Here is a 26,518-nt window from a genome sequence, read left to right on the forward strand (position 1 = left end):
AAACAAAAAGATAGAGCAGATTGGATTAAGCGGCATGTTTGGAAAACGCGGAAATGAAGGTTCCGGAAAGGTCGGAGGGGCGATTGCTCCCCCGCCGCCGGCTCCGGCTGCCGCCCCTGCGGCCTCTTCCCCCTCCATTCTGGTCGAACCCTCGCGCGAGCCCGCACGCCAGCAGGTGACGCCGCCGCCGATGCAGACGCCGCAGCGCAAGCGCCCTGTTCGCACCGATGAATATTACGACACCAAGGCGCAGGTCTTTTCCGCGCTGATCGATACGATCGATCTCTCGCAGCTTTCCAAGCTCGACGGCGAAAGCGCGCGCGAGGAAATCCGCGACATCGTCAACGACATCATCACCATCAAGAACTTTGCGATGTCGATCTCCGAGCAGGAAGAACTGCTCGAGGATATCTGCAACGACGTGCTCGGCTACGGGCCGCTGGAGCCGTTGCTGGCGCGAGACGATATCGCCGACATCATGGTCAACGGCGCCGGCCAGACCTTCATCGAAGTCGGCGGCAAGACGATCGAATCGGAGATCCGCTTCCGCGACAATGCGCAGCTTCTCTCGATCTGCCAGCGCATCGTCAGCCAGGTCGGCCGCCGCGTCGACGAATCGAGCCCGATCTGCGACGCCCGTCTGCCTGATGGCTCGCGCGTCAACGTGATCGCGCCGCCGCTGTCGATCGACGGGCCGGCCCTCACCATCCGCAAATTTAAGAAGGACAAGCTGACGCTCGATCAGCTCGTCCGTTTCGGGGCGATCACGCCGGAAGGCGCGACCGTGTTGCAGATCATCGGGCGTGTGCGCTGCAATGTCGTCATTTCGGGAGGCACCGGTTCGGGCAAGACGACGCTGCTGAACTGCCTTACCAACTATATCGACAGGGATGAACGCGTCATCACCTGCGAGGATACGGCTGAACTGCAGCTGCAGCAGCCGCATGTCGTGCGTTTGGAAACGCGTCCGCCGAATATAGAAGGCGAGGGCGAAATCACCATGCGTGATCTCGTCAAGAACTGCCTGCGTATGCGTCCCGAGCGCATCATCGTCGGCGAAGTGCGCGGACCTGAAGTTTTCGACCTGCTGCAGGCGATGAACACCGGTCACGACGGCTCGATGGGTACCATCCACGCCAACACGCCGCGCGAGTGCCTGAGCCGTATCGAATCGATGATCGCCATGGGTGGATTCACCCTGCCGGCAAAAACGGTGCGGGAGATCATCTCCAGCTCGGTGGACGTGGTCATCCAGGCGGCGCGCCTTCGCGACGGTTCGCGCCGCATCACCCAGATCACCGAGGTGATCGGCATGGAAGGCGACGTCATCATCACCCAGGACCTGATGCGTTACGAGATCGAAGGTGAGGATGCCGGCGGCCGCCTGATCGGCCGGCACATGTCGACCGGCGTCGGCAAACCGCATTTCTGGGATCGTGCCCGCTACTTCAACGAGGAAAAGCGTCTTGCCGCCGCCCTCGACGCGATGGAAGCGAAAACCAAGGAATAGGCGAGATGTTCGGGTTCGATCCGATAGTGCTGGCAATCGTCGTCCTCGCCGCCGTCTCGGCGGCAGCGGTTGCCTATGCCCTGATGTTTTCCCGGATCGAGGCCGACAAGAAATCGACAAGCCGCATCAACCGCGTCAAATCGGCTGAAAGCGATAGGGTCAAGGTCAAGGCCGCCCGCGACCGGGTGCAGGAACTGTCGAAGCGCCGGAAATCGGTGCAGGACAATCTCAAGGATCTGGAAAAACGCCAACACGAAAAGACCAAGAAGACCCTGTCGATGAAATCCCGGCTGGTGCAGGCCGGCCTGACGATCACGGTCGGGAGATTCTATTTGTTCAGTGCCATCTTCGCCTCGGTGCTGCTGGTCATGGCGTTCGTGGTCGGCGTATCGTTGATGGTGATGATCGGTATCGCGGTCGTCGCCGGTCTCGGTCTGCCGCGCTGGATCGTCGGCTTCCTGATCAAGCGCCGCCAGAGCAAGTTTCTCAACGAGCTCCCCAATGCGCTCGACGTCATCACCCGGTCGATCAAATCAGGTCTGCCGCTCAACGATGCGATCCGTCTGATCGCCACCGAGGGCACCGAGCCTGTGAAGAGCGAGTTCCGGCGCGTGATCGAGGCGCAACAAGTAGGCCTCAGCATCCCAGACGCCTGCGCCCGCATGACGCTCCATATGCCGCTCCAGGAAGTCAACTTCTTCGCCATCGTCATTGCCATCCAGTCGCAGGCCGGCGGCAATTTGTCGGAAGCGATCGGCAACCTTTCCAAGGTATTGCGAGAGCGCAGGAAGATGAAGGCCAAGGTCCAGGCGCTGTCGATGGAAGCCAAGGCGTCGGCCGTTATCATCGGTGCCTTGCCCTTCATCGTCGCGACCCTCGTTTATCTCACTTCGCCGAACTACATGATGATCCTTTTCACCGATCCGCGCGGCCATTTCATCATGGGTGTCTCGGCGATCTGGATGTCGATCGGCATTTTCGTCATGCGCAACATGGTCAATTTTGACATCTAGCCGGAAGGACGCCCCATGTCGCAGGACCTTGCCGCAACCCTGACCAATCCCAGCATGCTGATCGCGCTCCTCGTCGCGATCGCCGTCTTCGCCACGTTTTATACGATCGCCGTCCCCTTCTTCGAGCGCGGCGATCTCAACAAGCGTATGAAGGCCGTTTCGACTGAGCGCGAGCAGATCCGCGCGCGCGAACGCGCCCGCATGAACACCGAACCCGGCGCCGGCAAGGCCTCTCTCAGGAACCAGAACAATCGCTCGGTCCGCCAGATCGTCGAGCGCTTCAACCTGCGCAAGGCGCTCGTCGACGAGAATACCGTCAACAAGCTGCGTGCCGCCGGTTTCCGCTCGGAGAATGCGCTGAATACCTTCCTTGTGGCGCGTTTCCTGCTGCCCTTCCTCTTCCTGGCGCTTGCCGCCTTCTGGGTCTTCGGCCTCGGCAATCTCCCCGAGAGAGGCACGCCCATCCGCCTCTTTGCCGTCATCGGCATCGGTTATCTCGGCTTTTACGCGCCGAACATCTATATCTCGAACCGCATGGGCAAGCGGCAGCACTCGATCAAGCGTGCCTGGCCGGATGCGCTCGACCTGATGCTGATCTGCGTCGAATCGGGCATCTCGATCGAGGCGGCGATGCGTCGTGTGTCGGAAGAGCTCGGCGAGCAGTCGCCGCCGCTGGCCGAGGAGATGGTTCTGACCACGGCCGAGCTCTCCTTTCTGCCGGATCGCCGCGTGGCGCTCGACAATCTTGCCACGCGCACCCAGATCGAGCTGGTACGTTCGGTCACGCAAGCGCTGATCCAGGCCGACCGCTATGGCACGCCGGTGGCGCAGGCGTTGCGTGTCCTGGCCCAGGAAGGACGCGATGAGCGCATGAACGAAGCGGAAAAGAAGGCGGCCGCCCTGCCGCCGAAACTGACGGTACCGATGATCCTGTTCTTCCTGCCGGTGCTGATCGCCGTCATTCTCGGCCCGGCCGGCATCCAGGTGTCAGACAAGTTCTAATTCTTGCCGTCGTCTCGGTTCCGATTTCAGGAATAATGCAGTAACCTTCGATCTCAAACGAGGGTTCTTGAATGTCTTCCGCAGGCGTTTTCATCAGCATCATGGCAGCCTTGGCAGTCGGTGCCATGAGTCCCGGCCCAAGCTTCGTCGTCGTCTCCAGGATTGCCATTTCGCGGTCACGGCTGGATGGCTTCGCGGCCGCACTCGGCATGGGCGCCGGCGGTGGTGTTTTTGCCGTGCTGGCGCTTGCCGGTCTGACGGCGCTGCTGTCACAATTCGACTGGCTCTATGTCTTGCTCAAAGTCGCATGCGGCGCCTATCTCATCTATATCGCCGTCAATATCTGGAGAGGTGCTGCACAGCCGCTGGAGGTTTCCGACGCCGGCGATAGCCACCGCGCGCCGAGGCGCAGCTTCACGACCGCGCTGCTGACCCAGCTCAGCAACCCGAAGACCATCATAGTCTATGCCAGCCTCTTTGCAGCGCTTCTGCCAAGGGCAGTACCGCTCGATCTTATGATTGCGCTGCCGCTCGGCGTCTTTGCGGTGGAAGCGGGGTGGTATTCGATCGTGGCGCTGGCCTTTTCCGCCCGCCATCCGCGGCGGCTCTATCTGGCTGCGAAAAGTTGGATAGACCGGGCCGCCGGTGCCGTCATGGGCGGCCTCGGACTTCGTCTTATTCTTTCAGGCCTGAGCGTCCGCTAAGACCCCCGGTAAGACCCCCACCAAGACTATCGTCAGTTGGTGTTGCTGCCGTCCGCGCCCCCCGGCGTCTTGTCCTTGGCGGCAAGCTTCTGCCAGGAATTCTGCTGCGAGAGCATGCCGCGGAGATAGGCGACATTGGCATCGGCCTGCTGCGGCGAAAGTTCGCGCCGCGCAATCTGCTCGGCCTCCGGGAAACGTCCCTGCAGGCCGACGACGAGGGCAAGGTTCTGCCTAACGCGGCTGTCGGCGGTCGGCTGGCCGGCGGCAGAGCGCAGATAGGTTTCGGCCGTGCGCAGATCGCCGGTCAGCACATAGGACATGCCGAGGTTGGAAAGGATGGAGGGCTCGTTCGGCTGGATGTCGAGCGCATCGCGGTAGCGCTGCCGGGCATCGCTTGCCCGGCCCATCTGGTCGAGGATCGCGCCTTCGGCCGAGATCAGCTTCCAGTCCGGACGATCAGGTGTCTGGGCGCGGCCGATGGTGTCGAGCGCCTGCTGGAACTGGCCGGCCGCCGCCTGCGCCTTGCCATAGGCGGCCAGCACGTTGCGGTCGGCGGGATTGCTGATCGCCACCTGCTGCATGACGGCGAGTGCCTGCGCATCACGGCCGTTCATGCGCAGCAGATTGGCATAGCTGACGCCGGTGACGGGATCGCGCGGGTTCTTTTCATACGCCTGACCGAGCCGGTCGGTTGCCGAGCGCAGTTCGGTGGCGTCCATTTCTTCAACCGGCTTGGTGAGCTTCGGCACCAAGCCTGTTGTCATCCGATCCTTGGTCGTCGAGCAACCGGCGAGCGCCATAACGATCAGCGATGCGGCAGCGCCCAGCAGGATACGATTGGTGAATGTGGTGGTGAGCGAGGCCGGCATGATGCGTTCCTGGATTCCGAAATCGGCGCCTGACCTCGAAGCGGAACAGGGAAAGGTTTGACGCAATCTTCGCTCCAGCAATAGTCTGTTAACCCTAACAGACCGTTAAGGAGTGATTCCTTACGACCGCCGAAGGACAATCATGGCCCCCTATCAGTTCATCGAGAGATCGACCCCTTTCAACACCAAGGGCGGTTCGACGCTGCCGATCTTTGCCGTCACCCCCGCCCATATCGAGACAGGCACGATCGATCCGATCGCGCTCGATTGGGCGCGCAGGGCGGGCTACAAGGCCGAAAGCGGGTCGTTGCTGCTGATCCCGACGGCCGAAGGCCATCTCGGCGGCGCGCTTTTTGGCCTCGGCACCAATCCATCCGAGCAGCCTTATATCACCGGCAGGCTCGCCCGGGCGCTGCCGGCCGGCGACTGGCACATCGAGACTGCACCGCTGACGGCAAATCGCCTGGCGCTCGGCTTTGGTCTCGGCAGCTACCGTTTCGACCGCTACAAGTCCGAAAAAACGCCGGCGGCGACGCTGATGATCCCCCGCGATGCCGACAGTGCCGACATCAAGCGCCAGCTCGCCGGCGTCTTTCTCGCCCGCGACCTCATCAACACGCCGACGAACGACATGGGGCCGGACCAGCTCGAAACCGTTTTCCGCAGCCTGGCCGCCCATTACAAGGCGGACGTATCGGTCATCACGGGCGACGAGCTGCTCGAGCAGAATTTCCCGCTGGTTCATACCGTCGGCCGCGCCAGCGCTGATGCGCCGCGCCTTCTCGAGCTGCGCTGGGGCAAGAAAGGTCATCGCAAGGTGACGCTCGTCGGCAAGGGCGTCTGCTTCGATACCGGCGGTCTCGACATCAAGCCGGCCGCCTCCATGCTGCTGATGAAGAAGGACATGGGTGGTGCTGCGAATGTCATGGGGCTTGCCCTGATGATCATGGACGCCAAGCTGAAGGTCGATCTGCGTGTTATCGTCCCGGTCGTCGAAAACGCCATCTCGTCCAATGCCTTCCGCCCCGGCGATATCTATAAGAGCCGCAAGGGTCTGACCGTCCAGATCGACAACACCGATGCCGAAGGCCGTCTGATCCTTGCCGATGCGCTTGCCTATGCCGACGAGGAAGAGCCCGATCTCCTGATCGACATGGCGACGCTGACGGGGGCCGCCCGCGTCGCCCTCGGCCCGGATCTCCCGCCCTTCTTCACCGATGACGCCAATCTCGCGCACGACCTGACTGAAGCGAGCCTGGAAACGGACGATTCGGTCTGGCGCCTGCCGCTCTATTCCGGTTACGAAAAGGATATCCGCACAAAATTCGCCGACCTTACCAATGCGCCGGCCGGCGGCATGGCGGGGGCGATCACCGCGGCTCTCTTCCTCAAGCGCTTCGTCGGCAAGGCGAAGAGCTGGGCGCATTTCGACATTTACGGCTGGGCCCAGTCAGAGCGGCCGCATTCGCCTGGCGGCGGTGAGGCACAGGCCATCCGCGCGCTCTTCCATCATATCCGCGAGAGCCTGCGCTGAACGCTGCAAACAGGGCTGAGGGGCGATCGCATGATCCTGAGTCAGGCATTGCCCCTCGCTGCCGATCGTTAAAATTTTATTTACCCTGCCGGGCGGCAATTCCTGCCGCCTCTTGCATGTCCATGGCAACTGCCGGAAAATGAAACGTTAGCGTAACGATTTTCCGGAGGGGCCGTGCCGATCGAACTGACCGCCTCGCAGGCGCTGGGGCTCTGGCATGGCGTGGCGCTCGATCAGGTCCGCCACGATGACCGCGATTTGACGTTGCGCCAGATGGCGATCCTGCTGCATATTTATCTGGTGCCGCCGCCGCATACGGTGCGCGGGCTCGCCGCGACACTCGAGGTCACCAAGCCGGTCATCACCCGCGCCTTGGATACGATGGGCGAGATGGGGCTGGTCGATCGTGTGCGCGACGATGCCGACCGGCGCAGCGTGATCGTCAAGCGCACCGTCGGCGGCGCGCTGTACCTGGAAAAGCTCGGCGACCTCGTCCGTGATCAGGCCCGCCGGCTGCCGCTGTGAGAGACCTCTGAAGGCCGTCTGAAAGGAAAGTCAATGACGATGCTCGACCGCCGCCTGCATGCCTATCGGCCCGATCTCGCCGAAGCGGGGCTCGAAGGCAAGGTAGAGGCGTCGCGCTTCGTCGAGGGCGCCCCGGCCCGCATTGCCGTTCCGGTCGCGGGCTTGCGCCCCGAACCGAACCTTGCGCGTGGCATCGATACCGAGCTGCTTCTTGGCGAGGATGTGACGGTGTTCGATCGCACCGGCGGCTGGTGCTGGGTGAAAGCCGCTTCGGACGGCTATGTCGGTTATCTCCCCGCAGAGGCGCTTTCGCAGGACAGGCCGGCGCCGACCCATATCGTCACCGTTCAGCGCACCTTCCTCTATCCGGAACCGGAGCTGCGCAAACCCCACCAGGCCATCCTGTCGATGGGAAGCCGCGTCTATGTCGCCGGCGAGGCGGAAGCGCGCGGCAATCGCTATGTCGTGCTGGAGGATGGAACCGCGATCTTCGCCAGGCATGTCCAGCCGATCGGCGGGCTCGACGGCGCCGATTACGTCGAGATCGCAGCCCGTTTCCTGGAGACGCCCTATCTCTGGGGCGGTCGGTCCGGCCTTGGCATCGATTGCTCCGGCCTCGTCCAGCTGGCGATGCTGATGACGGGCAGATCTGCGCCGCGCGATACCGACATGCAGGCGGCTGGCCTCGGCCAGCCGATCGACCGCTCTGAGGTCCGCCGCGGCGACTTGGCGTTCTGGAAGGGCCATGTTGCCGTCTTCGAGGATCCGGAAAACATCCTGCACGCCAACGGCCACAGCATGACGGTGTCGCGCGAGAATTTCGAGGCCGCCGTCAAACGTATCGGCGGGCTCTATGAGCAGCCGACCGGCTACCGCCGTCCATTTAGCGACTCGGCGGCCGCGGCCAGGCTTTGACGCCGCCCGTCCAGTCTTCGAAGGCTTTCGACAGTCTCAGGACCCGCATGTCGTCAAAACGCGGCCCGACGATCTGCAGCCCGATCGGTAAGCCCGACCGGGAGAAGCCGCAATTGATCGAGGCGGCCGGCTGCTCCGACATGTTCCACGGAACCGTGAAACCGATATGCTCGAACGGCAGGGCCGGATCGTTGGTTGGCGATGCCCACTCGGCCGGATAGGAGATGATCGGATTGGTCGGCGACAGCAAGGCGTCGACCTCGGTGAACAGCCGTCCGCAACTCCTGCGCATCTCGATCGTCTGGTTGAAGCCCTTGACCGCATCGACGCCGCTGATATCGGCGCCGCCCTTCGCCCAATCACGGATATAGGGCAGGATGCTATTGCGCCTTCTTTCGTCGAGCCCTGCGATATCACCCCAGAGGCGGGATCGCCAGAAGTTGTCGAGCCCATCCAGCATCGCCTGTGTCAGCACCGGCTGGACGGATATAATGGTGGCGCCGGCCTTCTCGAAGTGTTTCGCCGCCGCTTCGACCGCGACCTTGATCTCGTCTTCCACCGCAAGCCCGCAGCCGGCATCGAGCATCAGCCCGATCCTCATGCCCGATAAGTCGATGCCGAGATCCATCCAGTTGAAATCGTTTGGCGGCAGGCTGGTGCCGTCGCGCCAATCCGGTCGTGACAGCGTCGCCATCGAGAAGGCCGCATCCTCGACCGTGCGCGCCATCGGGCCGACGCAGCGCCCGACATAATAGGGATCGGCCGGAACGCGCCCATGGCTCGGTTTGAAGCCGAAAACGCCGGTCCAGCCGGCGGGAAGCCGCACCGAACCGCCGATATCGGTACCGATATGCAGTGGTCCGTAGCCGGCCGCCGCGGCTGCGGCAGCCCCGGCGCTTGATCCGCCGGGATTCTGAGTCCTGTCCCAGGGGTTGCGGCTGAGAGCATGAAAGCTTGAAAGGCCGGAGGACAGCATGCCGTAATCGGGGCAGGTGGTCTTGGCGAAGATCACCGCGCCATCCTCCCGCAGCCGGGCCGCAGCCGGCGCATCGGCATCCGCGGAGGTCAACTCTATCGCCTTCGTGCCGTACGGCACCGGCTGACCCTTCGTGGCGATCAGTTCCTTGAGCGTCACCGGAATGCCGTCGAGGGGGCCGAGCGTTTGTCCCTTCGCCCGGCGCGCCGCTGACGCCTTCGCCTGTACGCGGGCCGCCTCCGGATCATAGAGGTAGAGTGCCGAAATCGAAGGCTCCCAGGCTGCGATGTGGTCTTCGAGAGCGAGCCAGTATTCGAGGGGCGACAGGCTTTTGTCAGTAAAGCGTCGCCTGAGTTCGCGGATGGTGAGGTCGGTTTCGGTCATGGCATGGTCTTTCGGGCTTTTCCTCTCGGGAGGACATCCGGCTCGCCTCGCGCGGGTCGAGAAGATCGCGCAACCCGTCGCCGAGCATATTGAAGCCGAAGACGGTGAGCGCGATGGCAAGGCCGGGCAGGATCGCCAGCCAGGGGGCCAGTGCCAGATAGGTTTGCGCATCGGAAAGCATCCGGCCCCAGCTTGGCGCCGGCGGCGCCATGCCGAGCCCGAGGAAGCTAAGGCCGGCCTCCGTCAGCATCGCCAGCCCGAGCTGGATCGCGGCGTGCACGATGATCTGGCTGATGATGTTCGGCAGCACATGGCGCAGTGAAATGGTCAGGCGCGTATTGCCGATCGCCCGTGCCGCCGTCACATAGTCGCGGCTCCAGGCCTGGAGCGAGGTCGCAAGCGTTACGCGGGCAAAGACCGGGATCATGAAGACGGCGATCGCGGTGATTGCGGTGAACCGCCCAGGCCCGAGAAAGGCCCCGAGCACCATGGCCGACAGGATCGGCGGCAAGGCGAAGATGACGTCGCAGACGCGCATCAGCAGCGTTTCGAAAGGACCGCGGATCGCCGCGGCCGCAATGCCTGATATCGAGCCGAGCATCCCGCCGATCGCAACCGCGGTAATGGCGATCGACAGCGAATTCCAGCATCCGGCCATCAGCATCGACAGCACGTCGCGGCCGAACTGGTCGGTGCCAAGCAGGCCGAAGGACAACGGTGGCTGCAGTTTGTGGATGATCTGCATCTTTCCCGGCGGCAGCGGCGTCCAGGCGAGCGACAGTAGTGCTATGGCGACCAGCAGGCTGACGATCACGGCGCCGGAAATCAAGTTCATTCGCCGGCTAAGTTTGAAGCCTCGCCGGCGGACGGCGAACGCGGCGGATACGATCGGTGCCATCCGTCAGGCCGCCTTTCTCATCCGCGGGTCGATCGCCAGATAGGAGAGGTCGACGATGAAATTCACCACAATGACGAGGGCTGCGAAGAACAATACGACATCCTGCATGACGATGATGTCGCGCTGGGAGAGCGCCTGCAGCGCCAGCCGTCCGAGGCCGGGCAGGTTGAAGACGTTTTCCACCAGCACCGCGCCGGCGACGAGAAAGGTGAATTGCAGCCCGATCATGGTGAGGATCGGGATCAGCGCATTCGGCACGACATGCCGCCACAGCACCGCATTGCGCGAAAGCCCTTTGGCGACGGCGGTGCGGGCAAAATCCTCATGCAATGTGTCAAGCACCGCCGACCGCGCCACGCGCGTCAACACCCCCGCCTGCGGCATCGCCAGCGCCACGGCCGGCATGACAAGCGCCTGCAATGCCGGCAGCAGGCCGGCGCTCCAGCCCGGGAAACCGCCGGCCGGCATCAGCCCGAGCATCGTCGAAAACAGGATGATCAATAGCAGTGCCACCCAGAAGGCGGGCACGGCGATGCCGATCTGTGAAAACAGCGTCGCGATGATGTCGAAGACACCGCCGCGGCGCGCAGCGGCCAGCACACCAAGCGGCAGGGCAATCGTTACCGAAAGCACGATCGCCATCAGCGCCAACGGCAGCGTCACCGCCAGCCGCTCGACGATCAATCCCGCGACCGGCACGCCATACGTCAGGGAATTGCCGAGATTGCCCGACAGCACGCCGGTCAGCCATTGCCCGTAACGCAGGATTAGCGGCTGGTCGAGCCCGAGATCATGGCGCAGCGCCGCTAAGGTCTCCGGGCTTGCGGAGGTGCCGAGCATGATCGAGGCGGGATCGCCGGGCAGGAGATCCATGACCGCGAAGATCAGCAGCGAGACGATGAGAAGGGTGAGGAGGAGACCGGCGAAGCGGCGGGCGAGGAGCGCGATCATGAGTGCCGCGCTTTCGGTGTGGCGTTTAGGGCATGGCTTCCCTGCAGGGCTTTCGAGACGATGCGACGGCCACCCCACTCTCCCTCATTCCTGTGCTTGTCACAGGAATCCAGCCACGGGGCGTCTGCGCCGTGAATGACTGTCACCCAGCCAAGAGAGCTTCCTGCGCCCAAGGACTTGGGCGCGCTGGATTCCTGTGACGAGCACAGGAATGAGGGATGGCGAGGGCTCCGATCTGCATTGAGCGTTTCGCTATTCGGTTTTCCCTCACTCATCCCGTGCCTCTCAATCCGCCCGAATCTGCCTCACTCCCCCCAAGAAACCCCAGACAACACATTCGACGGGATCGGCTCGTTCTCCCACAACCCCTTCAGCTTCTTGTCCCAGACGCCGAGTTTCGGCATGACGAAGAGGTAGAGCGCCGGCACGTCCTCGGCGAGGATCTTCTGCGCTTCGCCATAGATCGCGTTCTGCGCGGTGGGATCGGCAGTTTCCTGGACCTTCTTCATCAGCGCGTTGAAGGTCGGGTTCTTGTAATTGAAATAATAGGGATCCCTGGCATAGATGTCGATGTCGAGCGGCTCGGCATGGGCGACGATGGTCATGTCGAAGTTACGGTCCTTCATGATGTCCTGGACCCATTTCGCCGGGAATTCGGTCGGTTCGATATTCATCGTCACGCCGATCTCGGCAAACATCGCCTGCATCACCTGAGCGCTGCGCGGCGCATAAGCCATTTGCGGCGATTTGATCGTGAAGGTGAAGCCGTTGGGATAACCGGCTTCCGCAAGCAGCGCCTTGGCCTTCTCGACGTCATAGGGAAGCACGCCTGTCGTATCCTGATAGCCAGGATCGTTCGGCGTGTAGTGGCTGCCGATCGGCGTGCCGAGGCCGGACCATGCGCCGTCGATCACCGTCTTCCGGTCGATCGCCATCATCAGCGCCTGGCGGACCCGTTTGTCGTCGAAGGGCTTCTTGACATTGTTCATGCCGGCGATGACCTTGAGCTCGGTATTGCCGATCCTGGTGACGAGCCGCGCATCGCCGTCGAAAGAACTCATCAACTCGGGTGCGGCAAATTCCGGAAAGGCGTCGAGATCGCCGGATTTCAGCGCGGCCGCCTGCGCCTGCGGATCGGCGATGAAGCGGAACGTCACCTTGTCGAGCTTGGCCGCCACATCCTTGTTCCAGTAGTCGGCATTCTTTTCCAGCTCGACCTTGTCGCCCTTCGCCCAGCCGGCGAATTTGAAGGGACCGGTGCCGATCGGCGTCACCTTGTCGTCGGCAGCCGTCTTCGGTGCGACCATCACCGAGGCCGGCCAGCCGAGCCAGTAGATCAGGCTTCCCGTCGGCGCCGAGAGATGCAGCACCAGCGTTTCGGTATCGGGCGTATCGATCGAGGCGATCGAGGCGAAGAAGCGCTTCTGCGGATTGACCGAATCCGCGCCGCGGGCGCGGTCGAGCGAAAACTTGGCCGCCGTCGCATCGAAGGCTTCGCCGTCATGGAATTTGACGCCGGTCTGCAGCTTGAACGTATAGGTGAGGCCATCCGGCGAAATCTCCCAGCTTTTCGCCAGTTGCGGCTGGATCTTGCCGGACTGGTCGATCGTCACCAGCCCCTCGAACACGTTCTGCCAGGTCACCTGGCCGATTGCCACAGGTGCGGCGCTCGTCGGGTCGAGGCCGGTCGGCTCGACGCTCATGCCGATGTTGAGCGTCGTTTTTGCCGCTTCCGCCGGCGTCATCGCCGTCATCACGACGCCGGCTGAAAGTGCGGCGGCGAGGGAAAGTCGCCGGACGAAGCGCGACGGCGCAAAAGAAAGCTCGATCATCATGTTCCCTGTCTGGCCGCGCTCGCCGGCGAAGGCCCTTTTGCAAAGAGATTGACACTAGGCCGGTGCACACACAATGACAATTTTGTGTGCTCAGTGTAGCCGAAAAAGCTACACAGCAAATCCGACACCAATGCAAGCCGGGAGGCTCAGTCTTTCGTATCGGGGCGGCGGCTGGTGCGTTCGCGCATGAACCTCTCGATGAAGTCCAGCAGCTTCGTCGCCGCGAAGGAGAGCTGCCGGTCCGGCGCGACGCAGAGATCGACATGGGTGCGGATGCCGGTCTTGCCGGCGAGCGGAATGGCCAGCAGATGGCCCGCCTCGATCTCGCGGCGGACTGTCAGCGCCGGCAGCAGCGTGGCGGCAGCACCGCTGAGCACGAGTTCCTTCAGCATTTCGAGCGAACTGGTGACGAAGACAGGATCAAGGTTCAGCCCCTCTTTCTCGAACAGCGCGTCGAAGGCCTGGCGGAAGCCGAAGGATTGATCCGGCAGCGCCAATGCGTAGTCGGCGAGCTTCCTGATGGGGATTTCGGCATGCGCGGCAGCCGGATGCTGCGGCATGACGATGAGATCATAGGCGATCTCGGAGCGCAGCCGCACCTTGGTGCCTGAGATGACAGGCGCAAACAACGTTACCGCAATATCCGCCTCGGCACTGTTGACGGCGTCGACCGCCTGCCGCGCGCTGGTGATCGTCACGCTAAAACGCAGCTGCGGATATTTCAGGCTGAATTCGGCAAGCGCCGGAGCCAGGAGATTGGCGACGGTCGCACCGTTGGCATAGATGCTGACCCGGCCGCGCTGCAGGCCCTTCAGGTCTTCGATCAGCTGCTGCACGTGGTCGAGTTCGCGCAGCGTCCGCCCGGCGCGAGCGGCAAGCAACTCGCCGGCCGCCGTCAGCTTGACGCCGCGGGCGCTGCGTTCGACGAGCGGCGCGCCGAAATGATATTCGAGGTTCTCGATCTGCCGGCTGATTGCCGTCGGCGCGACGTTGAGGTTCTCGGCTGCCTGGCGCATCGAATTGGTCCTGACCAGTTCGTCGAAATACATCAGCGCCCGGATCTGCATTCACGTTTCTCCGCCATTCGGCATATTCGATCTCTCGGATTCCCACCCTATTCAATCAGTCGCCGGTAAGGTAGCGGTCGCGCCATGCCTTTTGCGCGCCCTCGACCGGAAGGGCACTCGCCATGTAGACGCCGCGGGCGATCGCCCGGGCCATGACGATGGTGGCAAGATGGCAAAGCTCCATCAGGCTCGCCATGTCGTCTCGGCGATGCCCGGCCGTCGAAGCGGCAAAGACGGTGTCGCCGTCGAGGGGCAGGTGCGCCGGCAGCAGCGCCCGGGCAAGACCGTCATGGCCGGCGAGCGAAAGCCGATGCGCCTCGGCCTTGGTCAGCTGCGCGTCGGTCACCACCGCGCCGATCGTCGTCGCCGGCCCGTCCATGCCCTTGAGCCGCATCCGGTGATCGGCGATCGCAGGCATGCCGAGGCCGCCGAATTCGGCGTCTTTTTCGAAGGGTGCCGCCCAGAAATGCGGCCCGTCACCGATCGTTGCGGAGCCGAGCGCATTGACGGCGACGATCGCCGCGACACGATGGCCGGCGCTGCTGACGGCGCTGGCCGAGCCGAGCCCGCCCTTGCAGGTGGATGTCGTCGCCCCGGTCCCGGCGCCGGCGGTGCCGAGCCCAAATGCGCCCTTTGCGGCAGCCTTCAACGCAGCATAACCCATGTCGCGATAGGGTGAGTGCAGCCCCCAATCCTTGTCGCCGCCGTTCAGCAGGTCCATCAGGATCGCCTGCGGCACGATCGGTATGCGCACTGGCCCGACGGTGAAGCCGCGGCCGAGTTCGCGCAATCCCGCCTGCACGCCGCCGGCGGCATCGAGCCCGAAGGCCGAGCCGCCGGAGAGCACGAAGGCATCGACGGCGTTGACGGTCATCGACGGGTCGAGCAGGCTCGTATCGCGCCCGCCCGGCGCACCGCCGAGCACCGTGCCGGATGCAACGGCCGGTTCGTCGAAGACGATGACCGTGACGCCGGAACCGAGCACGAGATCGGTCGCATGGCCGACGGAAACGCCGTCGATGTCGGTGAGCAGATTGAGAAGATCGGGCAAGGGCGGATCCTTATGCGGAAAGGCCGCCGATAGGACTGCAATTGCCCTCAAAAAACAAGACCGGCCCCTTGGCAGGACCGGTCACATCAGGAAGCCGCAAAATCGGGAGCGGCCGCATGCCGTCAGGCATGAAGCGGCTTCGGATGACGGCGGGTCATCAGATCGTGGATGGCCAGCCGCACCTCATCGGGCGAGCCGAAACGCTGCTCGTCGAGGTCGTGGACATGAAATTTCACAGCGATGAATTTCAGCCGATCTTCGTCGGGAATTACGATCCCGACGGGAACGCCTGCATATTCGATAACTTGCTTCTTCATAGATAGAACTCCTACCGCGCGACATGCGCAGCCATGGCGAATTGACTTGTCTGGTACCGTTGAAAGGAGGACGAACGTCACATTCGACAGTTCGGGCGGGAGAGGGCGCCCGGACGGTCATTGCCAAGCACAGATCGCCCAAGGAGATCGGCGAGAATATCGATGTTTATCATACTCGTTCCTTGCGTTGGCGTTGCACTTGAATGGTCCCGGAAGAACCCGGGGCCGGCGGTGGCTGCCTGAGATAATCTACTAATTTGGTAGAGATTACCCGGTAACCTGTCAGAAACATATTCCGAAACGTGTCAAAATATCGACGATCCGAAAAAATTCATTCCACCTTCAGTCAAACTTACGGAAAGAAACATATCAGCTCTTCGTAAAATTCGCATGACAGAATCTCAACTCTTTCGACCGTCGCGGCAGACATAGGAAGCCTCGCTGATTCAGGCAATGGGCCGTTTCGTTAAAAATCGAAATGCCTCGAAATGACCGATTTGGTTAATACGGGAAAGGCCCGCTCACCAGCCTTCGTCGAGCACCTTTTCCAGCATGTCTACGAAGAAATCGGCGCTTTCGATGCTGAGGCAGAGCGGCGGTTTGATCTTCAGCACATTTTGGTGATCGCCGGTCGGCTGCATGATCACGCCGAGATCGAGCAGCCGGTCGCAGATGGCGGCCGTCTCTTCCGTCGCCGGCTCCAGCGTCGTTCTGTCGCGGACGAATTCGAGGCCGAGATAAAGGCCCATGCCGTGCACGGCCCCGGCGATCGGGTAGCGGTCGATCAGTGCGGCAAGCCGCGCCTTCAGATGATCGCCGACCGTGCGGGCATTTTCCTGCAACGCCTCCTCGGCCATGATGTCGAGCACCGTCATGCCGGCGACGCAGCTGACCGGGCTGCCGCCCGTGGACGAAAAGAAGGTGCCCTCTTTCTCCAGCGACCCGGCGATCTCCCGTGTGGTGATGACGGCGCCGAGCGGATGGCCGTTGCCCATGCCCTTGGCGATGGTGATGATATCGGGCACGACGCCTTGCTGTTCGAAGCCCCAGAAATAATGGCCGAGCCTGGAATAACCGACCTGCACCTCATCGGCGATGCAGAGGCCGCCGCGGGCGCGCACTCCAGCATAGACCTGGCCGAGATACCCGTCCGGCAGTGGAATGCCGCCGGCATTACCGTAGACCGATTCGCAGATGAAGCCGGCAAGGCCCTCGCCGCCGGCATCGATCGCCTCCAGCACCGGCGTTATGGCGCCGAGATAGGCCGCCGCCGTATCGGGACCGCGGAATGCGCCGCGATAGGTATTCGGCGAAACGACGGCATGCACCCAGTCGGGCCTTGTGGTCGGCGCCTGCGGATTGTCGGCGATCGAGGTGGAGACGGCGTCGCTCGCCGCCGACCAGCCATGATAGGCTTCGAGCAGGCAGAGCATATTGCGGGCGCCGCTGTGAGCCTGCGCCAGCCGGATCGCCAGATCGTTCGCCTCCGAGCCGCTGTTGACGAGGAAGACCGTGTCGAGCCCATCCGGGGCCAGTGCGGCGAGGCGTTCCGAAAATTCCGTGATCGCGGCGTAGTGGAAGCGCGAATTGGTGTTTAGCCGCAGCCATTGGGCGCTGATCGCCGCTGCGAGCTTTGGATGGCCGTGGCCGAGAATGGAGACGTTGTTGACCATGTCGAGATAGGCGCGGCCCTCGACGTCGAACAAATGCTCCCGCCAGCCGCGCTCGATTTGCGGCGGCGCCGCGTAATAATTCTTCTGCGCCCCTGCGAGATGCGCCTGCCGCTTGGCGAGCAGCTCGGCGGTCTCAGGTTTCGGCGCATCGGCTCCGGGGTCGAGAAGCAGCGCGGGAGAAGGGCAGAGCACAGACCAGGCCGCTGCCTCGCGCGGTGTGGCAAAGAGCGGCGGCTCAAGCCCGGCGACGCTGCAAAGCTGCACGCGCAGCCCGCCGAGCGACGAAGCCTCTCCGACAACCGCGCCGAGTGGGTCGCCGCTGGCAACCTCGGCTTCATTCTCGACCGAGAGGTCGAGCCCGTCGAGGTGCAGGGTCATGCCGTCGCCGGTCAGCGTCAGATGCTGGTCCTTCCAGCCGATCCGGCCGGCAAAGGGCGCGGCGACCGCGCTGCCGGCGGCAAGGCATATGTCGACATGCAGGGCGCTGGTCGCCTGTCTTCCGGCGGTTCCGGCGCGGGAAAGCCGATATTCGCCGTAGCGCGTCGCTGCCGTACCGTTTTCGGTCGCAGCGCGGGCCAGCAGCCGCCAGTCCATGTCGGCATTCAGCCAGTTGCCGGCGGAAAGATGCGGGCTCCGCACCCCAAGATCGACATAGGCGATCGCGGCAGGATCGATGTCAGGTAGCAGCGGCAGCCATCCCGACGTTTCCGGGGTCGCAATATCCGCGCCGGCTGCCTTGAGGATCGCGGCTTCCATCAATTCGAAGGGAACGGACATTGCCGTATCGAAGATCGCCCACTCGCGGTCGAGATTGCCGCGGGCATAGTCATTATCCGGATCGACTGAAATCTGCTGTTCGCCGCTGGCGACGAGAATGACCGCGCGCGCGACGACCAATGGCCAGAGTGCCTTCAGCTCCTCCTCGGTCAGCGGATAGATCGCCTGATAGGCAGTGACGGCAGGCAGGATATGAAAAGGGTCGCCCTCTGCCTGGTGCAGCAGCGAAGCGCAGGTGACGGCGAGGTCGCCGACCAGCCAGCCGCGGATGATGTCGCCGAAATCGATTACCCCGTCGGGAATGGTGTGGCCATGGGCATTGCGGTGACCGACGACATTGTCGCCGGTGACGTCGTGATGCACCGCCTGCAGCCGAAGCGATGGCGCCAAGGGCTGGATGCGGCGAACGGCCATCACCATGGTCTTGGCGATCCGGTCGCGCGCGGCGCTGTCGGTGATGGCGGAAAGCAGCTGCACCGCGACCGGCCCGGCCCGCCGGAGATCCCATTGCAGGCTGCGGTCGAGGCCGGGATGGTTGAAATCGGCGAGCGCCTGCGCCAGCCTCGCGCAGAGCGCGCCGAGTGCGGCAACGGAGGCCGGCGCCAGGTAGGTCAGCTCCGCCAGCCCCCGGCCTTCCAGATATTCCAACAGCCGGACTTGGTAGCCCTGTCCGCGCAGGGTCAGGACGACGATCTCCCGCCCGTCATTGGTTGCGATCACATTGGGAACGCGTGGCGCATCCTGCTTGCTCTTGAGGTGGTGGATCGCGGCATTCTGCGCTTCGAGTTCGCGGGTCTCGTAGGCGGCATGGCAGACCTTCAGGACGTAGCGGCCGCGATCACTATCGACGCGGTAGTTCCGATCCTGCTGGCTGCCGAGTTCGGCAATGGTGCCGGACAGACTGTAATGGGCAAGAAGGATCTCTTCCGCGTCGGCAGCGGTCACGTCGGGACGCGGCAGCGCCATGCGATCAACAAGCGCCTCGTCGGTCATGACACCCCTCCCGCAGCATGATTCGATTACCTATTGAAAGAGATAATCAAGTACTTGCCGCTGGCAGGCAACGGGCGATTGTCGTTTGCCAGCAAAAGAGATGCCGCGCCGGACTCAACCCATGCGTTCGGACGCGTAGCTGCCGGGGCTGGCCGGGAAGACCACGGTGCGGTTGCCGTTGATGAAGGTGCGGTGGTGGATATGGGCGTGGATGGCGCGCGCCAGCACCTGGCTTTCGACATCGCGGCCGATCGAGACGTAATCGTCGGGCGACTGCGCGTGGGTGATGCGTGCCGTGTCCTGCTCGATGATCGGGCCTTCGTCGAGATCGGCGGTGACGTAATGGGCGGTTGCCCCGATCAGCTTGACGCCGCGGCCATAGGCCTGCTTGTAGGGATTGGCGCCCTTGAAGCTCGGCAGGAAGGAATGGTGGATGTTGATGATCTTGCCCGACATCTTCTGGCACATTTCGTCCGACAGGATCTGCATGTAGCGGGCAAGCACGATCAACTCGGTGCCGGTCTGCTCGGCCACATCCATGATACGGGCTTCGGCCTGAACCTTGTTGGCCTTGGTGACCGGAATATGGTGGAAGGGAATGTCGTGATTGACCACGACCTTCTGGTAGTCGAAATGGTTGGAAACGACGCCGACGATATCGATCGGCAGCGCGCCGATCTTCCATCGGTAGAGCAGGTCGTTGAGGCAATGGCCGAAGCGCGACACCATCAGCAGCACCTTCATGCGCTTCTCGCTGTCGTGAAACTCGTACTCCATCTCGAAGGGTGCTGCGACGGCTGAAAAATCGGCGCCGATCTCGCTGCCGGAAAGCCCCTCTTCCGAAATGAAGCTGACACGCATGAAGAACTTGCCAGTATCGAGATCGTCGAACTGCGAGCTGTCGATGATGTTGCAGCCCTTGTCGGCCAGATAGCTCGAAATCGCCGCAACGATGCCGCGCGTCGACTTGCAGGATACCGTCAATACATAGCTTCTCATGTCTTTCCCTCTTCCCTCTCCAAGACCGCCGCCGTGCTTAAATCAAAGCCCGGGCGGCGAATAGGTCGGCACGCTTTCATTCATGCGACAAATTGCAAGACAAACCATCACGTTCCTGCAAGTTCTCTCATCGCCGGTGTCAGCTTAGGAGAAGTTACTGGAAAAGTTGTGCCGCCAGCGCCGCCGGGATGTGTATTCTCGCCTTCAGTGGCTGAAACTAAAGCATGCCGCGCAAAGCTGTTGACCAGTTTGCGACATCGAGATGCGGGAAACCAAGGATCACGACATGTTTTAGGCCGGAGGACGGCTCGTCACCGCAACCTTCCGGCGCGGCGTGGTGATTTCATGGATGATCGCGCCGCCGATCGACGAGAGCACCAGCGCCAGGACCACGAAGAGCACCGGCTGCTTGAAGATGCCGATCGGCAGGCGGTCGGCGGCGACCCTCAGGAAAGCCAGCGTGAAGGCGTGGGTGATATAGATGCTGTAGGAGCAGTCGCCGAGATAGTTCAGCCATGCGAGGACCGGCAGCCTGGAAAAGTCGATGGAAACGGCGCCATAGACGATGAAGATCGCCGGAATCCCCCAGGCGTAGAACCGGCTTTCCGGCCGCATCAGCGCCTCGTTGATGAAGAGGAACGCAAAGCCCATGGCAAGTGCTGCCCATGCCCAGCGGTTCGGCAGAAGCATTTTCTGCCGGTAGAGCCAGCCGAGCACGACGCCGGCGAGAAACTCCAGGATGATCGGCTCGCCGTAGAACCGGGTCGCCGTCGTTTCCGACAGCAGCCGGCAGGCGATCAGGATGACGGCGAAGACGGCAAACATTGCCGGGATGCGACGGGTTTCCGAGAGCGGCAGCAGCAGCGCGAAAATGAGATAGAAGAACATCTCGTAATTCAGCGTCCAGCCTGGCACGACGACAGGGGTGATGGTGCTCGGATCGGCGGGATTGGCCCATGGCAGAAAGAGCAGCGAGGCAATCAAATGCGGCAGGTCGAACACTGTCGATTTCAGCAATGACGGGGCCACCAGCGCCACGACAGCCGAAAACAGCGTTGCCAGCCAATAGAGCGGGACGATGCGTTTGATGCGCCGGCGGGCGAAATCGATGGGGCTCATCGCCCGTCCGCTCGTCGTCAGCCACATCACGAGACCGCTGAGCACGAAGAAGATGTCGACGCCGGTCTCACCATAGACGAAGGCAGTGGCATCGAGCGCCGGATTGACCTTGGCAAGCTGCAATATCGCGTGGAAATAGACGACCATCAGCGCCGCGACGGCGCGCAGATATTGAAGCTGGACAAGCATCCGGTGTCTTGCTCCTCGGGCTCGCGCGGGCGCCGTGCCGCTGCGGTCAACTCTTTACATCCGCCGCACGATCCTGCCGGAGGCGCGGGCTGTCGTGGAAGCGCATAAATCCGACGACGAACCACAGGAGCCCGGCGATCTTCATCGAGAAAACCGCGGTGCCCCCGATCATCATATTCAGAAAAATGAAAAGAGAAAGTGAATGGGCGCAACGCCGCTGCGCCGCCGTGCGCCCGGCCGGAAAGAGGCAGACGAACAGCCATAGGGCGATGACGCCGAAGATCGTCGCCGCGTAGATCAAGTAGACATAGCCGCTGTCGGCGAATTCGGCGACCCGGTCGACCGAAAGCCCGAGAATGGCGAGCGGATCGAGCTCCATGATCTTCTTCATCGTCAGGTTGATGCGGCCGGTGAAATTGTCGCCGGTCGCATTGGGTTTCAAGGTGTAGACGATAAACCCCGCAACGACGATCAGCGGCATCAGCGCCAGATTGAAATTCCTCGGGATCTTCGGAAAGACGAAATAGCCGACGATGCAGGCAAAACAGAAGATCAGCATCGTGCGGGTGTCGTTCGTCACCAGGATCAGCACCGCCGTGCCGATGAACAGCAGCCGGTCCCAGCGGCCTATTCTTTCCCACATGGAAATCAGATAGATCGCGATCACGCCGCAGAAATTGGCGAGCGAGACCTGTTCGAGGAAGATCGACGACGAGCGGTGGTCGATGATGCCGAAGGAGAAACGCTCGGGAAAACCGAGTGCGTTCTGGAACAGGCCCGTCGTGTTGTAGCTCAGCGGCAGCAGCCCGCGCGTATTGGCGAAATAATCGGACGGATGCACGATGCTGACATAGAACGGCACGCTGACGATCTCGAAGATCAGGAAGATCATGACGGCAAGGCTTGCCCAGCGAAAGGCGAGCTTCATCGTCTTCTCGTTGCTCCAGCCGCCGAGCCCGGTAAAGCAGAAGATGATCAGCACGTTGCGGAAATGATCGACGAACAGCATGCGGTTGAGCACGCTGACATAGATCGTCACGACAAGCGTGAACAGCAGGAACAGGAAAGCCGGCAGATCGGTCTCGTAGATCCCCTTGTGCAGGATGTAGATGATGGCGCTCGCCATGATCAGCCCTTCGCTGGCGGCGACATGCGTCATCGAGAGCGGCGCGATGTTGTGGTTGACGAAGGCGAGAATGCCGTTGTAGAGCACCGACAGCAGGCCGAGCCAGAGCAGGGTATGATCGGTCCGCGCCGCTTCGCCGGCTACACTGCCGGCTGCGGGGAAAGCTGCCTTCTGGTCGAGGACCGCCACCATCAATGCCCCACCGGCTTGACAGCGCTGCAGGCGCCGGCTTTGGCTTTTGCCGAATTGGCGAGAAGCCGCATCTGCGGCCGTTCCGTGCCCTTTCGCGGCTGGACGTTGAACGGCTCATCGGGCGGCCACCATTCGCCCCCGGCCCAATAAGACCAGCCGAGCCAGGCGTCGCCATTATCGGACATGGTGGAATAGATCTCGGTCAGCCCGCTCATGCAGTCCTTGTCGGCAGAGACGCCGAATTCGCCGAGAAAGCCGCGCTTGTGGTTCTTCTTCAGCCAGGCGGTGACGCCGGCGATCGCTTCGACCGCGGCGTTGGCACCCTCGCAGGTCGGATGCGTTCCGGAGGAATCGACGTCGAGATACTGGTGAACCTCGTAAGCGTAGAAGTCGAGCGGATCGCGCACGCCGAGCATCACCGTGCCGTTGGCGCCGCCGATCACGTCCTGTTCCCAGCTGTGAGCGCCGCTCCAGGCGGTGCCTGGCACCAGGATGAGGTTGCGGGCGCCGACGGCGCGGATGCTGCGGATCGCCGCATTGGCGGCATCGAGCCAGTCCGTCGCCTTGATATCGTGCGGCTCGTTCATCAGGCCGAAGAGCACGCCGTCCTGATTGGCGAATTCGACCGCAAGCCTTGCCCAGAAATCACCAAAGGCGGCATCCGACGCCGGCGCCGTGCCGATCTGCGTCTTGTCGTAATAGCCGAAATTATGCGGGTCGAGCAGCACGGCCATGCCGTGCTTGCGGATCAGCCCGACGGTATCCTTGATCCGCTTGAGTTCGTCCTCGTCGAGCCGGCCGCCGAGCGCCGGCTGCAGCCGCTCCCAACGGAAGGGCAGCCGGACGATCGTCATGCCCTTTTGGGCGAAATATCCGATCGTGTCTTCGCTGGGGTAGGTGTAATTCGTCCCGTAAATGCCGTCGCGCTCGCCATATTCGCCGCCGGAAAGATTGACGCCGCGATAACAGGGCGGGTCGGCCGCAAGGGTCGGCGAGGGGACGAGAGCGGCCGCAAGCAGCAGCGCCGTCAGATGTCGTCTCGTCCTCATGGCACTCCTCGCAATCGCGGCAAATCGCAACATCGGCGTCGCTGAGATTATTTTAACGGTCCGTTAGCTAAGAATTTCTAAAGTCTGAGCACCTCGGCTTCAGTCTTTCACGCTGGGCAGGACACGAGTGCGCGTATGAACCAGTATGACAGGAACAGGGTAAGCCGGCTCCCTGGCTGGCGCAGTTATGAGTCGCCTCAGACTGCGCCGGAAGGCGTGCGCTTGCGCAGTCCTGTGGTCCGTCCGGATGATTTCGTCTCTCCGGCGCCAGAACCCACCCCGCCTGCCTTTGTGCCGCCGCCGGCAAGTGTTGCGCAAACCCGCCAAACCGAGCGCCAGGCGCCTCCGCCGCCGGCTGCGCCCACGAAACAGCCGGTCGTGGACACGCCATCGAGCGCAATGCCCGCGCCTGCCGCACCGCTTCTCGACCTGCGTTCCAGCGTCGCCGCGATCTGGAGCCGGCGGTTGGTCGTGCTTGGACTTGCCCTTCTCGGCGCCGCTGCCGGCGGGGTCGTAGCGCCCACCATCGGGCAGAAATTCACCGCCGTCAGCAGCCTCTATTTCGATCCGCGCCAGATCGGCCTTGCCGATGCGGGCGCGCAGTCTTCGGGGCCTTCGCCGGAAATGATCTCGACGCTGATCGACAGCCAGGTGCAGATCCTGACCTCGGGCAATGTGCTGCGCCGCGTCGTCGAGACCATGAAGCTCGACCAGGATCCGGAATTCACCGGCGGCCGCACCGATGGCGCCGCCGTGATCGGCGCCCTGCAGAAGGCGCTGGTCATTACCCGCCAGGCCAGCACCTATGTCGTCTCGCTTGCGGCGACGACCAACGATCCCGAGAAATCCGCAAGGCTTGCCAACCAGGTCGTCACCTCCTTCACCGCGGAAGAAAACAGCGCCTCGAACGGCATCTACGAAAACACCTCCTCGACGCTTGACGGACGTCTCGACGATCTGCGCCAGAAGGTGCTGGAGGCCGAGCAGGCTGTCGAAACCTTCCGCGCCGACAACGACATGGCCGCGACCGAAGGCAATCTGATTTCCGATCAGCGGCTTGTCTCGCTGAACACGATGCTGGTGACGGCGCAGGAAAAAACCATCCAGGCCAAGGCTCGCGCCGATGCCGTCGCCGATCTTCGCGTCGAGGACATCGTTGCCGGCAACCAGGCGGAGGGTGGCGTCACTTCGCCGCTGGTCAGCCTGCGTCAGCAATATGCCACCCAGGCCGCCGCCGTCGGCAGCCTCGAAAGCCAGATGGGCACGCGCCACCCGCGCCTACAGGCGGCCCGCTCCTCGCTGCAGAGCATATCAGGCGAAATCAAGGGCGAATTGCAGCGGCTCGCCACGTCGGCAAGAGGCGAATACGAGCAGGCGAAGGCTGCCGAGGACAGCATCGCCAAGGAGCTTGCCGTGCAGAAGGCGCTACAGGCGAGCACCTCGGACAAGCAGGTGGAACTGAACGAATTGCAGCGCAAGGCGACGGCGGCGCGCGATATCTACGAGACGGTGCTGAAACGCTCTAGCCAGACGAGCGAGGAGCAGAACCTCAACCAGAGTAACATTCGCGTCATCTCGCCGGCCGAGCCGCCGGTCAAGGCAGACGGCCCGGGAAAGAAAATCCTGCTGGTCGCCGGCATCATCGGCGGACTTCTCGCCGGTTTTGTCGTCGGCGCCGGCTTTGCGATCCTCGCCGGCCTCTTCAGCCACCCCGTCGTCAGAAGTTATTTCAGGAAATCGCCCGCAACCGCCGCTTGATGACCGCGATCGGTTTCCCTACATCCTGTGATGTGGCCTACTGAGGGCAGGAGAATTCCCATGCGGCTTGTAATGATGCTTCTGACGTCGCTAATTGCCGTGTCTAGCCTTGCGCCCGCGTCCGCCTTTGCCGTCGATTGGACAAAATCGCTCGATTCCGGCGTTCAGCCCCTCTACCCCTACAAGGGCCTGCCCGGCGTCAAGGCGCAGCCGGACAAGAAGGAGGAGGAATCCTATAAATGCCGCACTGAAACCGTTCAGATCCGCCGCCGCTACGACGAGATCTTCCGCTCCGGCGGCATGCCGACGCTGATGTATGTCTGCGAACGCGACGGTTTTGTCACCACGGGCGGCAAGGTGCCGTTGCGCGGTCATTACCAGCCGGTGCGGTAGGCGCTGGAGGCGTTGAGAAAGCTCCTGGATGCGCCTGCCGGAAATGTTCGACCGGAAGCTCCATCCTCAGATAGTCGAAGCCGGCATTCGCGTCCGATCGATCGACGATCGAATATTTGACGGCGCCCTGTTCCTCGGTGCGTCGCAGCGGCAGGCTTTCGGCTGCGGCAAAGCCCAGCCGCTTGTAAAGGCCGATCGCTTTTTCGTTGTGAGAGAAGACGTGCAGCTTGGCCGTTTCGGCGCCAAGCCCGGAAAACATCCACTCCAGCATTGTCATGCCGCAATGGAACATCAGATTGCGGATATCGCTCGCCCGGGCGCGGATGACGTTGTCGAATTCGGCGGCGCCAGGCCGGATGTTGCAGAGGCCGAAATTGCCGAATCGGTTTCCGCCGGGATCGCAAATGACGAACAGGATTCGGTCGGCGGCGGGCAGCGAGATGGTCTCGAGCCACTGCCGCGTGCGTTCCTCGGTGGCGCTGAACTGGGTGAGGAAAAACGGCATCGACTGGTTGCGCCACCTCGTCAGGTCGTCGATCAGGTCGGGCTCGTCGAGCATCGACCTGTCGATACATTGCAGGTCGCCCACGTGCCTGCCGCTATCGTCGCTGATCGGCAGGCGGAGCCGTCTGGCCGGATCCGCATTGTCCTTGAGGCTGACGATATCGACCTGCGCCATGAACGACGATCCCCGATTGT

At 62.7% G+C, this 26,518-nt stretch carries 23 protein-coding genes; 9 read left to right on the top strand and 14 right to left on the bottom strand.

Annotation, left to right across the window (positions count from 1 at the left end; all coding sequences use genetic code 11):
* Positions 1-34: 34 nt before the first annotated feature.
* From RLEG4DRAFT_RS33655 to RLEG4DRAFT_RS33670, 4 genes are all read left to right on the top strand, one after another.
* A complete protein-coding gene (locus RLEG4DRAFT_RS33655; RefSeq protein WP_003583542.1) occupies positions 35-1,510 on the top strand; it encodes a CpaF family protein in 1,476 nt (491 codons plus the stop codon).
* A 5-nt stretch (positions 1,511-1,515) separates the two neighbouring features.
* Entirely contained in the window at positions 1,516-2,523 is a 1,008-nt protein-coding gene (locus tag RLEG4DRAFT_RS33660) for a type II secretion system F family protein (protein WP_003583544.1), read from the top strand.
* Positions 2,524-2,538: 15 nt separating this feature from the next.
* A complete protein-coding gene (locus RLEG4DRAFT_RS33665) occupies positions 2,539-3,525 on the top strand; it encodes a type II secretion system F family protein (protein ID WP_003583546.1) in 987 nt (328 codons plus the stop codon).
* A gap of 71 nt (positions 3,526-3,596) precedes the next feature.
* Positions 3,597-4,229: a LysE family translocator gene (locus tag RLEG4DRAFT_RS33670; protein ID WP_003583548.1), complete on the top strand. Its 633-nt coding sequence runs from the start codon at positions 3,597-3,599 to the stop codon at positions 4,227-4,229.
* Positions 4,230-4,261: 32 nt separating this feature from the next.
* Here the strand turns inward: RLEG4DRAFT_RS33670 and RLEG4DRAFT_RS33675 are convergent, their stop codons facing one another.
* A complete protein-coding gene (locus tag RLEG4DRAFT_RS33675; RefSeq protein WP_003583550.1) occupies positions 4,262-5,098 on the bottom strand; it encodes a tetratricopeptide repeat protein in 837 nt (278 codons plus the stop codon).
* 142 nt (positions 5,099-5,240) lie between these two features.
* Between RLEG4DRAFT_RS33675 and RLEG4DRAFT_RS33680 the strand changes: the two genes are divergently transcribed.
* The 3 genes from RLEG4DRAFT_RS33680 to RLEG4DRAFT_RS33690 all read left to right on the top strand — a co-directional run bounded on the left by RLEG4DRAFT_RS33680 (position 5,241) and on the right by RLEG4DRAFT_RS33690 (position 8,072).
* Entirely contained in the window at positions 5,241-6,632 is a 1,392-nt protein-coding gene (locus tag RLEG4DRAFT_RS33680) for a leucyl aminopeptidase (protein WP_003583552.1), read from the top strand.
* Positions 6,633-6,806: 174 nt separating this feature from the next.
* Positions 6,807-7,157, top strand: coding sequence for a MarR family transcriptional regulator (locus tag RLEG4DRAFT_RS33685; protein ID WP_003583553.1), 351 nt, complete (start codon positions 6,807-6,809; stop codon positions 7,155-7,157).
* Positions 7,158-7,190: 33 nt separating this feature from the next.
* Positions 7,191-8,072 (top strand): NlpC/P60 family protein, encoded by an 882-nt coding sequence (locus RLEG4DRAFT_RS33690; protein WP_003583555.1) that lies wholly within the window; start codon positions 7,191-7,193, stop codon positions 8,070-8,072.
* Here RLEG4DRAFT_RS33690 and RLEG4DRAFT_RS33695 read toward each other — a convergent pair.
* From RLEG4DRAFT_RS33695 to RLEG4DRAFT_RS33750, 12 genes are all read right to left on the bottom strand, one after another.
* Positions 8,041-9,432 (bottom strand): amidase, encoded by a 1,392-nt coding sequence (locus RLEG4DRAFT_RS33695; protein ID WP_003583556.1) that lies wholly within the window; start codon positions 9,430-9,432, stop codon positions 8,041-8,043. The genes RLEG4DRAFT_RS33690 and RLEG4DRAFT_RS33695 overlap by 32 nt on opposite strands.
* On the bottom strand, positions 9,383-10,330 hold the full coding sequence (locus tag RLEG4DRAFT_RS33700; RefSeq protein WP_003583557.1) for an ABC transporter permease: 948 nt from the start codon (positions 10,328-10,330) through the stop codon (positions 9,383-9,385). The genes RLEG4DRAFT_RS33695 and RLEG4DRAFT_RS33700 overlap by 50 nt, the downstream gene beginning before the upstream one ends.
* A 3-nt stretch (positions 10,331-10,333) precedes the next feature.
* Positions 10,334-11,281 (bottom strand): ABC transporter permease, encoded by a 948-nt coding sequence (locus RLEG4DRAFT_RS33705; RefSeq protein ID WP_003583558.1) that lies wholly within the window; start codon positions 11,279-11,281, stop codon positions 10,334-10,336.
* 305 nt (positions 11,282-11,586) lie between these two features.
* Positions 11,587-13,113: an ABC transporter substrate-binding protein gene (locus RLEG4DRAFT_RS33710; protein ID WP_003583559.1), complete on the bottom strand. Its 1,527-nt coding sequence runs from the start codon at positions 13,111-13,113 to the stop codon at positions 11,587-11,589.
* A 149-nt stretch (positions 13,114-13,262) separates the two neighbouring features.
* Entirely contained in the window at positions 13,263-14,183 is a 921-nt protein-coding gene (locus tag RLEG4DRAFT_RS33715) for a LysR family transcriptional regulator (RefSeq protein WP_003583560.1), read from the bottom strand.
* Positions 14,184-14,238: 55 nt separating this feature from the next.
* Complete coding sequence (locus RLEG4DRAFT_RS33720; protein ID WP_003583561.1) at positions 14,239-15,234, bottom strand: P1 family peptidase; 996 nt, start codon at positions 15,232-15,234, stop codon at positions 14,239-14,241.
* 122 nt (positions 15,235-15,356) lie between these two features.
* Positions 15,357-15,551, bottom strand: a complete 195-nt coding sequence (locus RLEG4DRAFT_RS33725; protein WP_003544544.1) for a hypothetical protein — start codon at positions 15,549-15,551, stop codon at positions 15,357-15,359.
* 521 nt (positions 15,552-16,072) lie between these two features.
* On the bottom strand, positions 16,073-18,994 hold the full coding sequence (locus RLEG4DRAFT_RS33730; RefSeq protein ID WP_003583562.1) for an aminotransferase: 2,922 nt from the start codon (positions 18,992-18,994) through the stop codon (positions 16,073-16,075).
* Positions 18,995-19,108: 114 nt separating this feature from the next.
* Positions 19,109-19,993 (bottom strand): formyltetrahydrofolate deformylase, encoded by an 885-nt coding sequence (gene purU, locus RLEG4DRAFT_RS33735; protein WP_003583563.1) that lies wholly within the window; start codon positions 19,991-19,993, stop codon positions 19,109-19,111.
* A gap of 291 nt (positions 19,994-20,284) precedes the next feature.
* Positions 20,285-21,301, bottom strand: a complete 1,017-nt coding sequence (locus RLEG4DRAFT_RS33740; protein ID WP_003583565.1) for an acyltransferase family protein — start codon at positions 21,299-21,301, stop codon at positions 20,285-20,287.
* Positions 21,302-21,347: 46 nt separating this feature from the next.
* A complete protein-coding gene (locus tag RLEG4DRAFT_RS33745) occupies positions 21,348-22,616 on the bottom strand; it encodes a hypothetical protein (protein WP_037094995.1) in 1,269 nt (422 codons plus the stop codon).
* Between the two features lie 2 nt (positions 22,617-22,618).
* Positions 22,619-23,668, bottom strand: coding sequence for a glycoside hydrolase family 5 protein (locus RLEG4DRAFT_RS33750; protein WP_003583569.1), 1,050 nt, complete (start codon positions 23,666-23,668; stop codon positions 22,619-22,621).
* A 135-nt stretch (positions 23,669-23,803) separates the two neighbouring features.
* Here RLEG4DRAFT_RS33750 and RLEG4DRAFT_RS33755 point away from each other — a divergent pair, with 135 nt between their 5' ends.
* Together RLEG4DRAFT_RS33755 and RLEG4DRAFT_RS33760 are read left to right on the top strand one after the other, a co-directional pair.
* A complete protein-coding gene (locus RLEG4DRAFT_RS33755) occupies positions 23,804-25,426 on the top strand; it encodes a GumC family protein (protein ID WP_003583571.1) in 1,623 nt (540 codons plus the stop codon).
* Between the two features lie 60 nt (positions 25,427-25,486).
* Complete coding sequence (locus RLEG4DRAFT_RS33760) at positions 25,487-25,819, top strand: hypothetical protein (protein WP_003583572.1); 333 nt, start codon at positions 25,487-25,489, stop codon at positions 25,817-25,819.
* Here the strand turns inward: RLEG4DRAFT_RS33760 and RLEG4DRAFT_RS33765 are convergent.
* Positions 25,767-26,498, bottom strand: a complete 732-nt coding sequence (locus tag RLEG4DRAFT_RS33765) for a GNAT family N-acetyltransferase (RefSeq protein WP_003583573.1) — start codon at positions 26,496-26,498, stop codon at positions 25,767-25,769. The genes RLEG4DRAFT_RS33760 and RLEG4DRAFT_RS33765 overlap by 53 nt on opposite strands.
* Positions 26,499-26,518: the final 20 nt, after the last annotated feature.

The organism is Rhizobium leguminosarum bv. trifolii WSM2297 (assembly GCF_000271845.1).

Excerpts from the sequence above, each read along its gene's own strand:
- RLEG4DRAFT_RS33655 (WP_003583542.1), top strand. The coding sequence starts at position 35 with ATGTTTGGAAAACGCGGAAATGAAGGTTCCGGAAAGGTCGGAGGGGCG.
- RLEG4DRAFT_RS33660 (WP_003583544.1), top strand. The coding sequence starts at position 1,516 with ATGTTCGGGTTCGATCCGATAGTGCTGGCAATCGTCGTCCTCGCCGCC.
- RLEG4DRAFT_RS33665 (WP_003583546.1), top strand. The coding sequence starts at position 2,539 with ATGTCGCAGGACCTTGCCGCAACCCTGACCAATCCCAGCATGCTGATC.
- RLEG4DRAFT_RS33670 (WP_003583548.1), top strand. The coding sequence starts at position 3,597 with ATGTCTTCCGCAGGCGTTTTCATCAGCATCATGGCAGCCTTGGCAGTC.
- RLEG4DRAFT_RS33675 (WP_003583550.1), bottom strand. The coding sequence starts at position 5,098 with ATGCCGGCCTCGCTCACCACCACATTCACCAATCGTATCCTGCTGGGC.
- RLEG4DRAFT_RS33680 (WP_003583552.1), top strand. The coding sequence starts at position 5,241 with ATGGCCCCCTATCAGTTCATCGAGAGATCGACCCCTTTCAACACCAAG.
- RLEG4DRAFT_RS33690 (WP_003583555.1), top strand. The coding sequence starts at position 7,191 with ATGACGATGCTCGACCGCCGCCTGCATGCCTATCGGCCCGATCTCGCC.
- RLEG4DRAFT_RS33695 (WP_003583556.1), bottom strand. The coding sequence starts at position 9,432 with ATGACCGAAACCGACCTCACCATCCGCGAACTCAGGCGACGCTTTACT.
- RLEG4DRAFT_RS33700 (WP_003583557.1), bottom strand. The coding sequence starts at position 10,330 with ATGGCACCGATCGTATCCGCCGCGTTCGCCGTCCGCCGGCGAGGCTTC.
- RLEG4DRAFT_RS33705 (WP_003583558.1), bottom strand. The coding sequence starts at position 11,281 with ATGATCGCGCTCCTCGCCCGCCGCTTCGCCGGTCTCCTCCTCACCCTT.
- RLEG4DRAFT_RS33710 (WP_003583559.1), bottom strand. The coding sequence starts at position 13,113 with ATGATCGAGCTTTCTTTTGCGCCGTCGCGCTTCGTCCGGCGACTTTCC.
- RLEG4DRAFT_RS33715 (WP_003583560.1), bottom strand. The coding sequence starts at position 14,183 with ATGCAGATCCGGGCGCTGATGTATTTCGACGAACTGGTCAGGACCAAT.
- RLEG4DRAFT_RS33725 (WP_003544544.1), bottom strand. The coding sequence starts at position 15,551 with ATGAAGAAGCAAGTTATCGAATATGCAGGCGTTCCCGTCGGGATCGTA.
- RLEG4DRAFT_RS33730 (WP_003583562.1), bottom strand. The coding sequence starts at position 18,994 with ATGACCGACGAGGCGCTTGTTGATCGCATGGCGCTGCCGCGTCCCGAC.
- purU (WP_003583563.1), bottom strand. The coding sequence starts at position 19,993 with ATGAGAAGCTATGTATTGACGGTATCCTGCAAGTCGACGCGCGGCATC.
- RLEG4DRAFT_RS33740 (WP_003583565.1), bottom strand. The coding sequence starts at position 21,301 with ATGCTTGTCCAGCTTCAATATCTGCGCGCCGTCGCGGCGCTGATGGTC.
- RLEG4DRAFT_RS33750 (WP_003583569.1), bottom strand. The coding sequence starts at position 23,668 with ATGAGGACGAGACGACATCTGACGGCGCTGCTGCTTGCGGCCGCTCTC.
- RLEG4DRAFT_RS33755 (WP_003583571.1), top strand. The coding sequence starts at position 23,804 with ATGAACCAGTATGACAGGAACAGGGTAAGCCGGCTCCCTGGCTGGCGC.
- RLEG4DRAFT_RS33760 (WP_003583572.1), top strand. The coding sequence starts at position 25,487 with ATGCGGCTTGTAATGATGCTTCTGACGTCGCTAATTGCCGTGTCTAGC.
- RLEG4DRAFT_RS33765 (WP_003583573.1), bottom strand. The coding sequence starts at position 26,498 with ATGGCGCAGGTCGATATCGTCAGCCTCAAGGACAATGCGGATCCGGCC.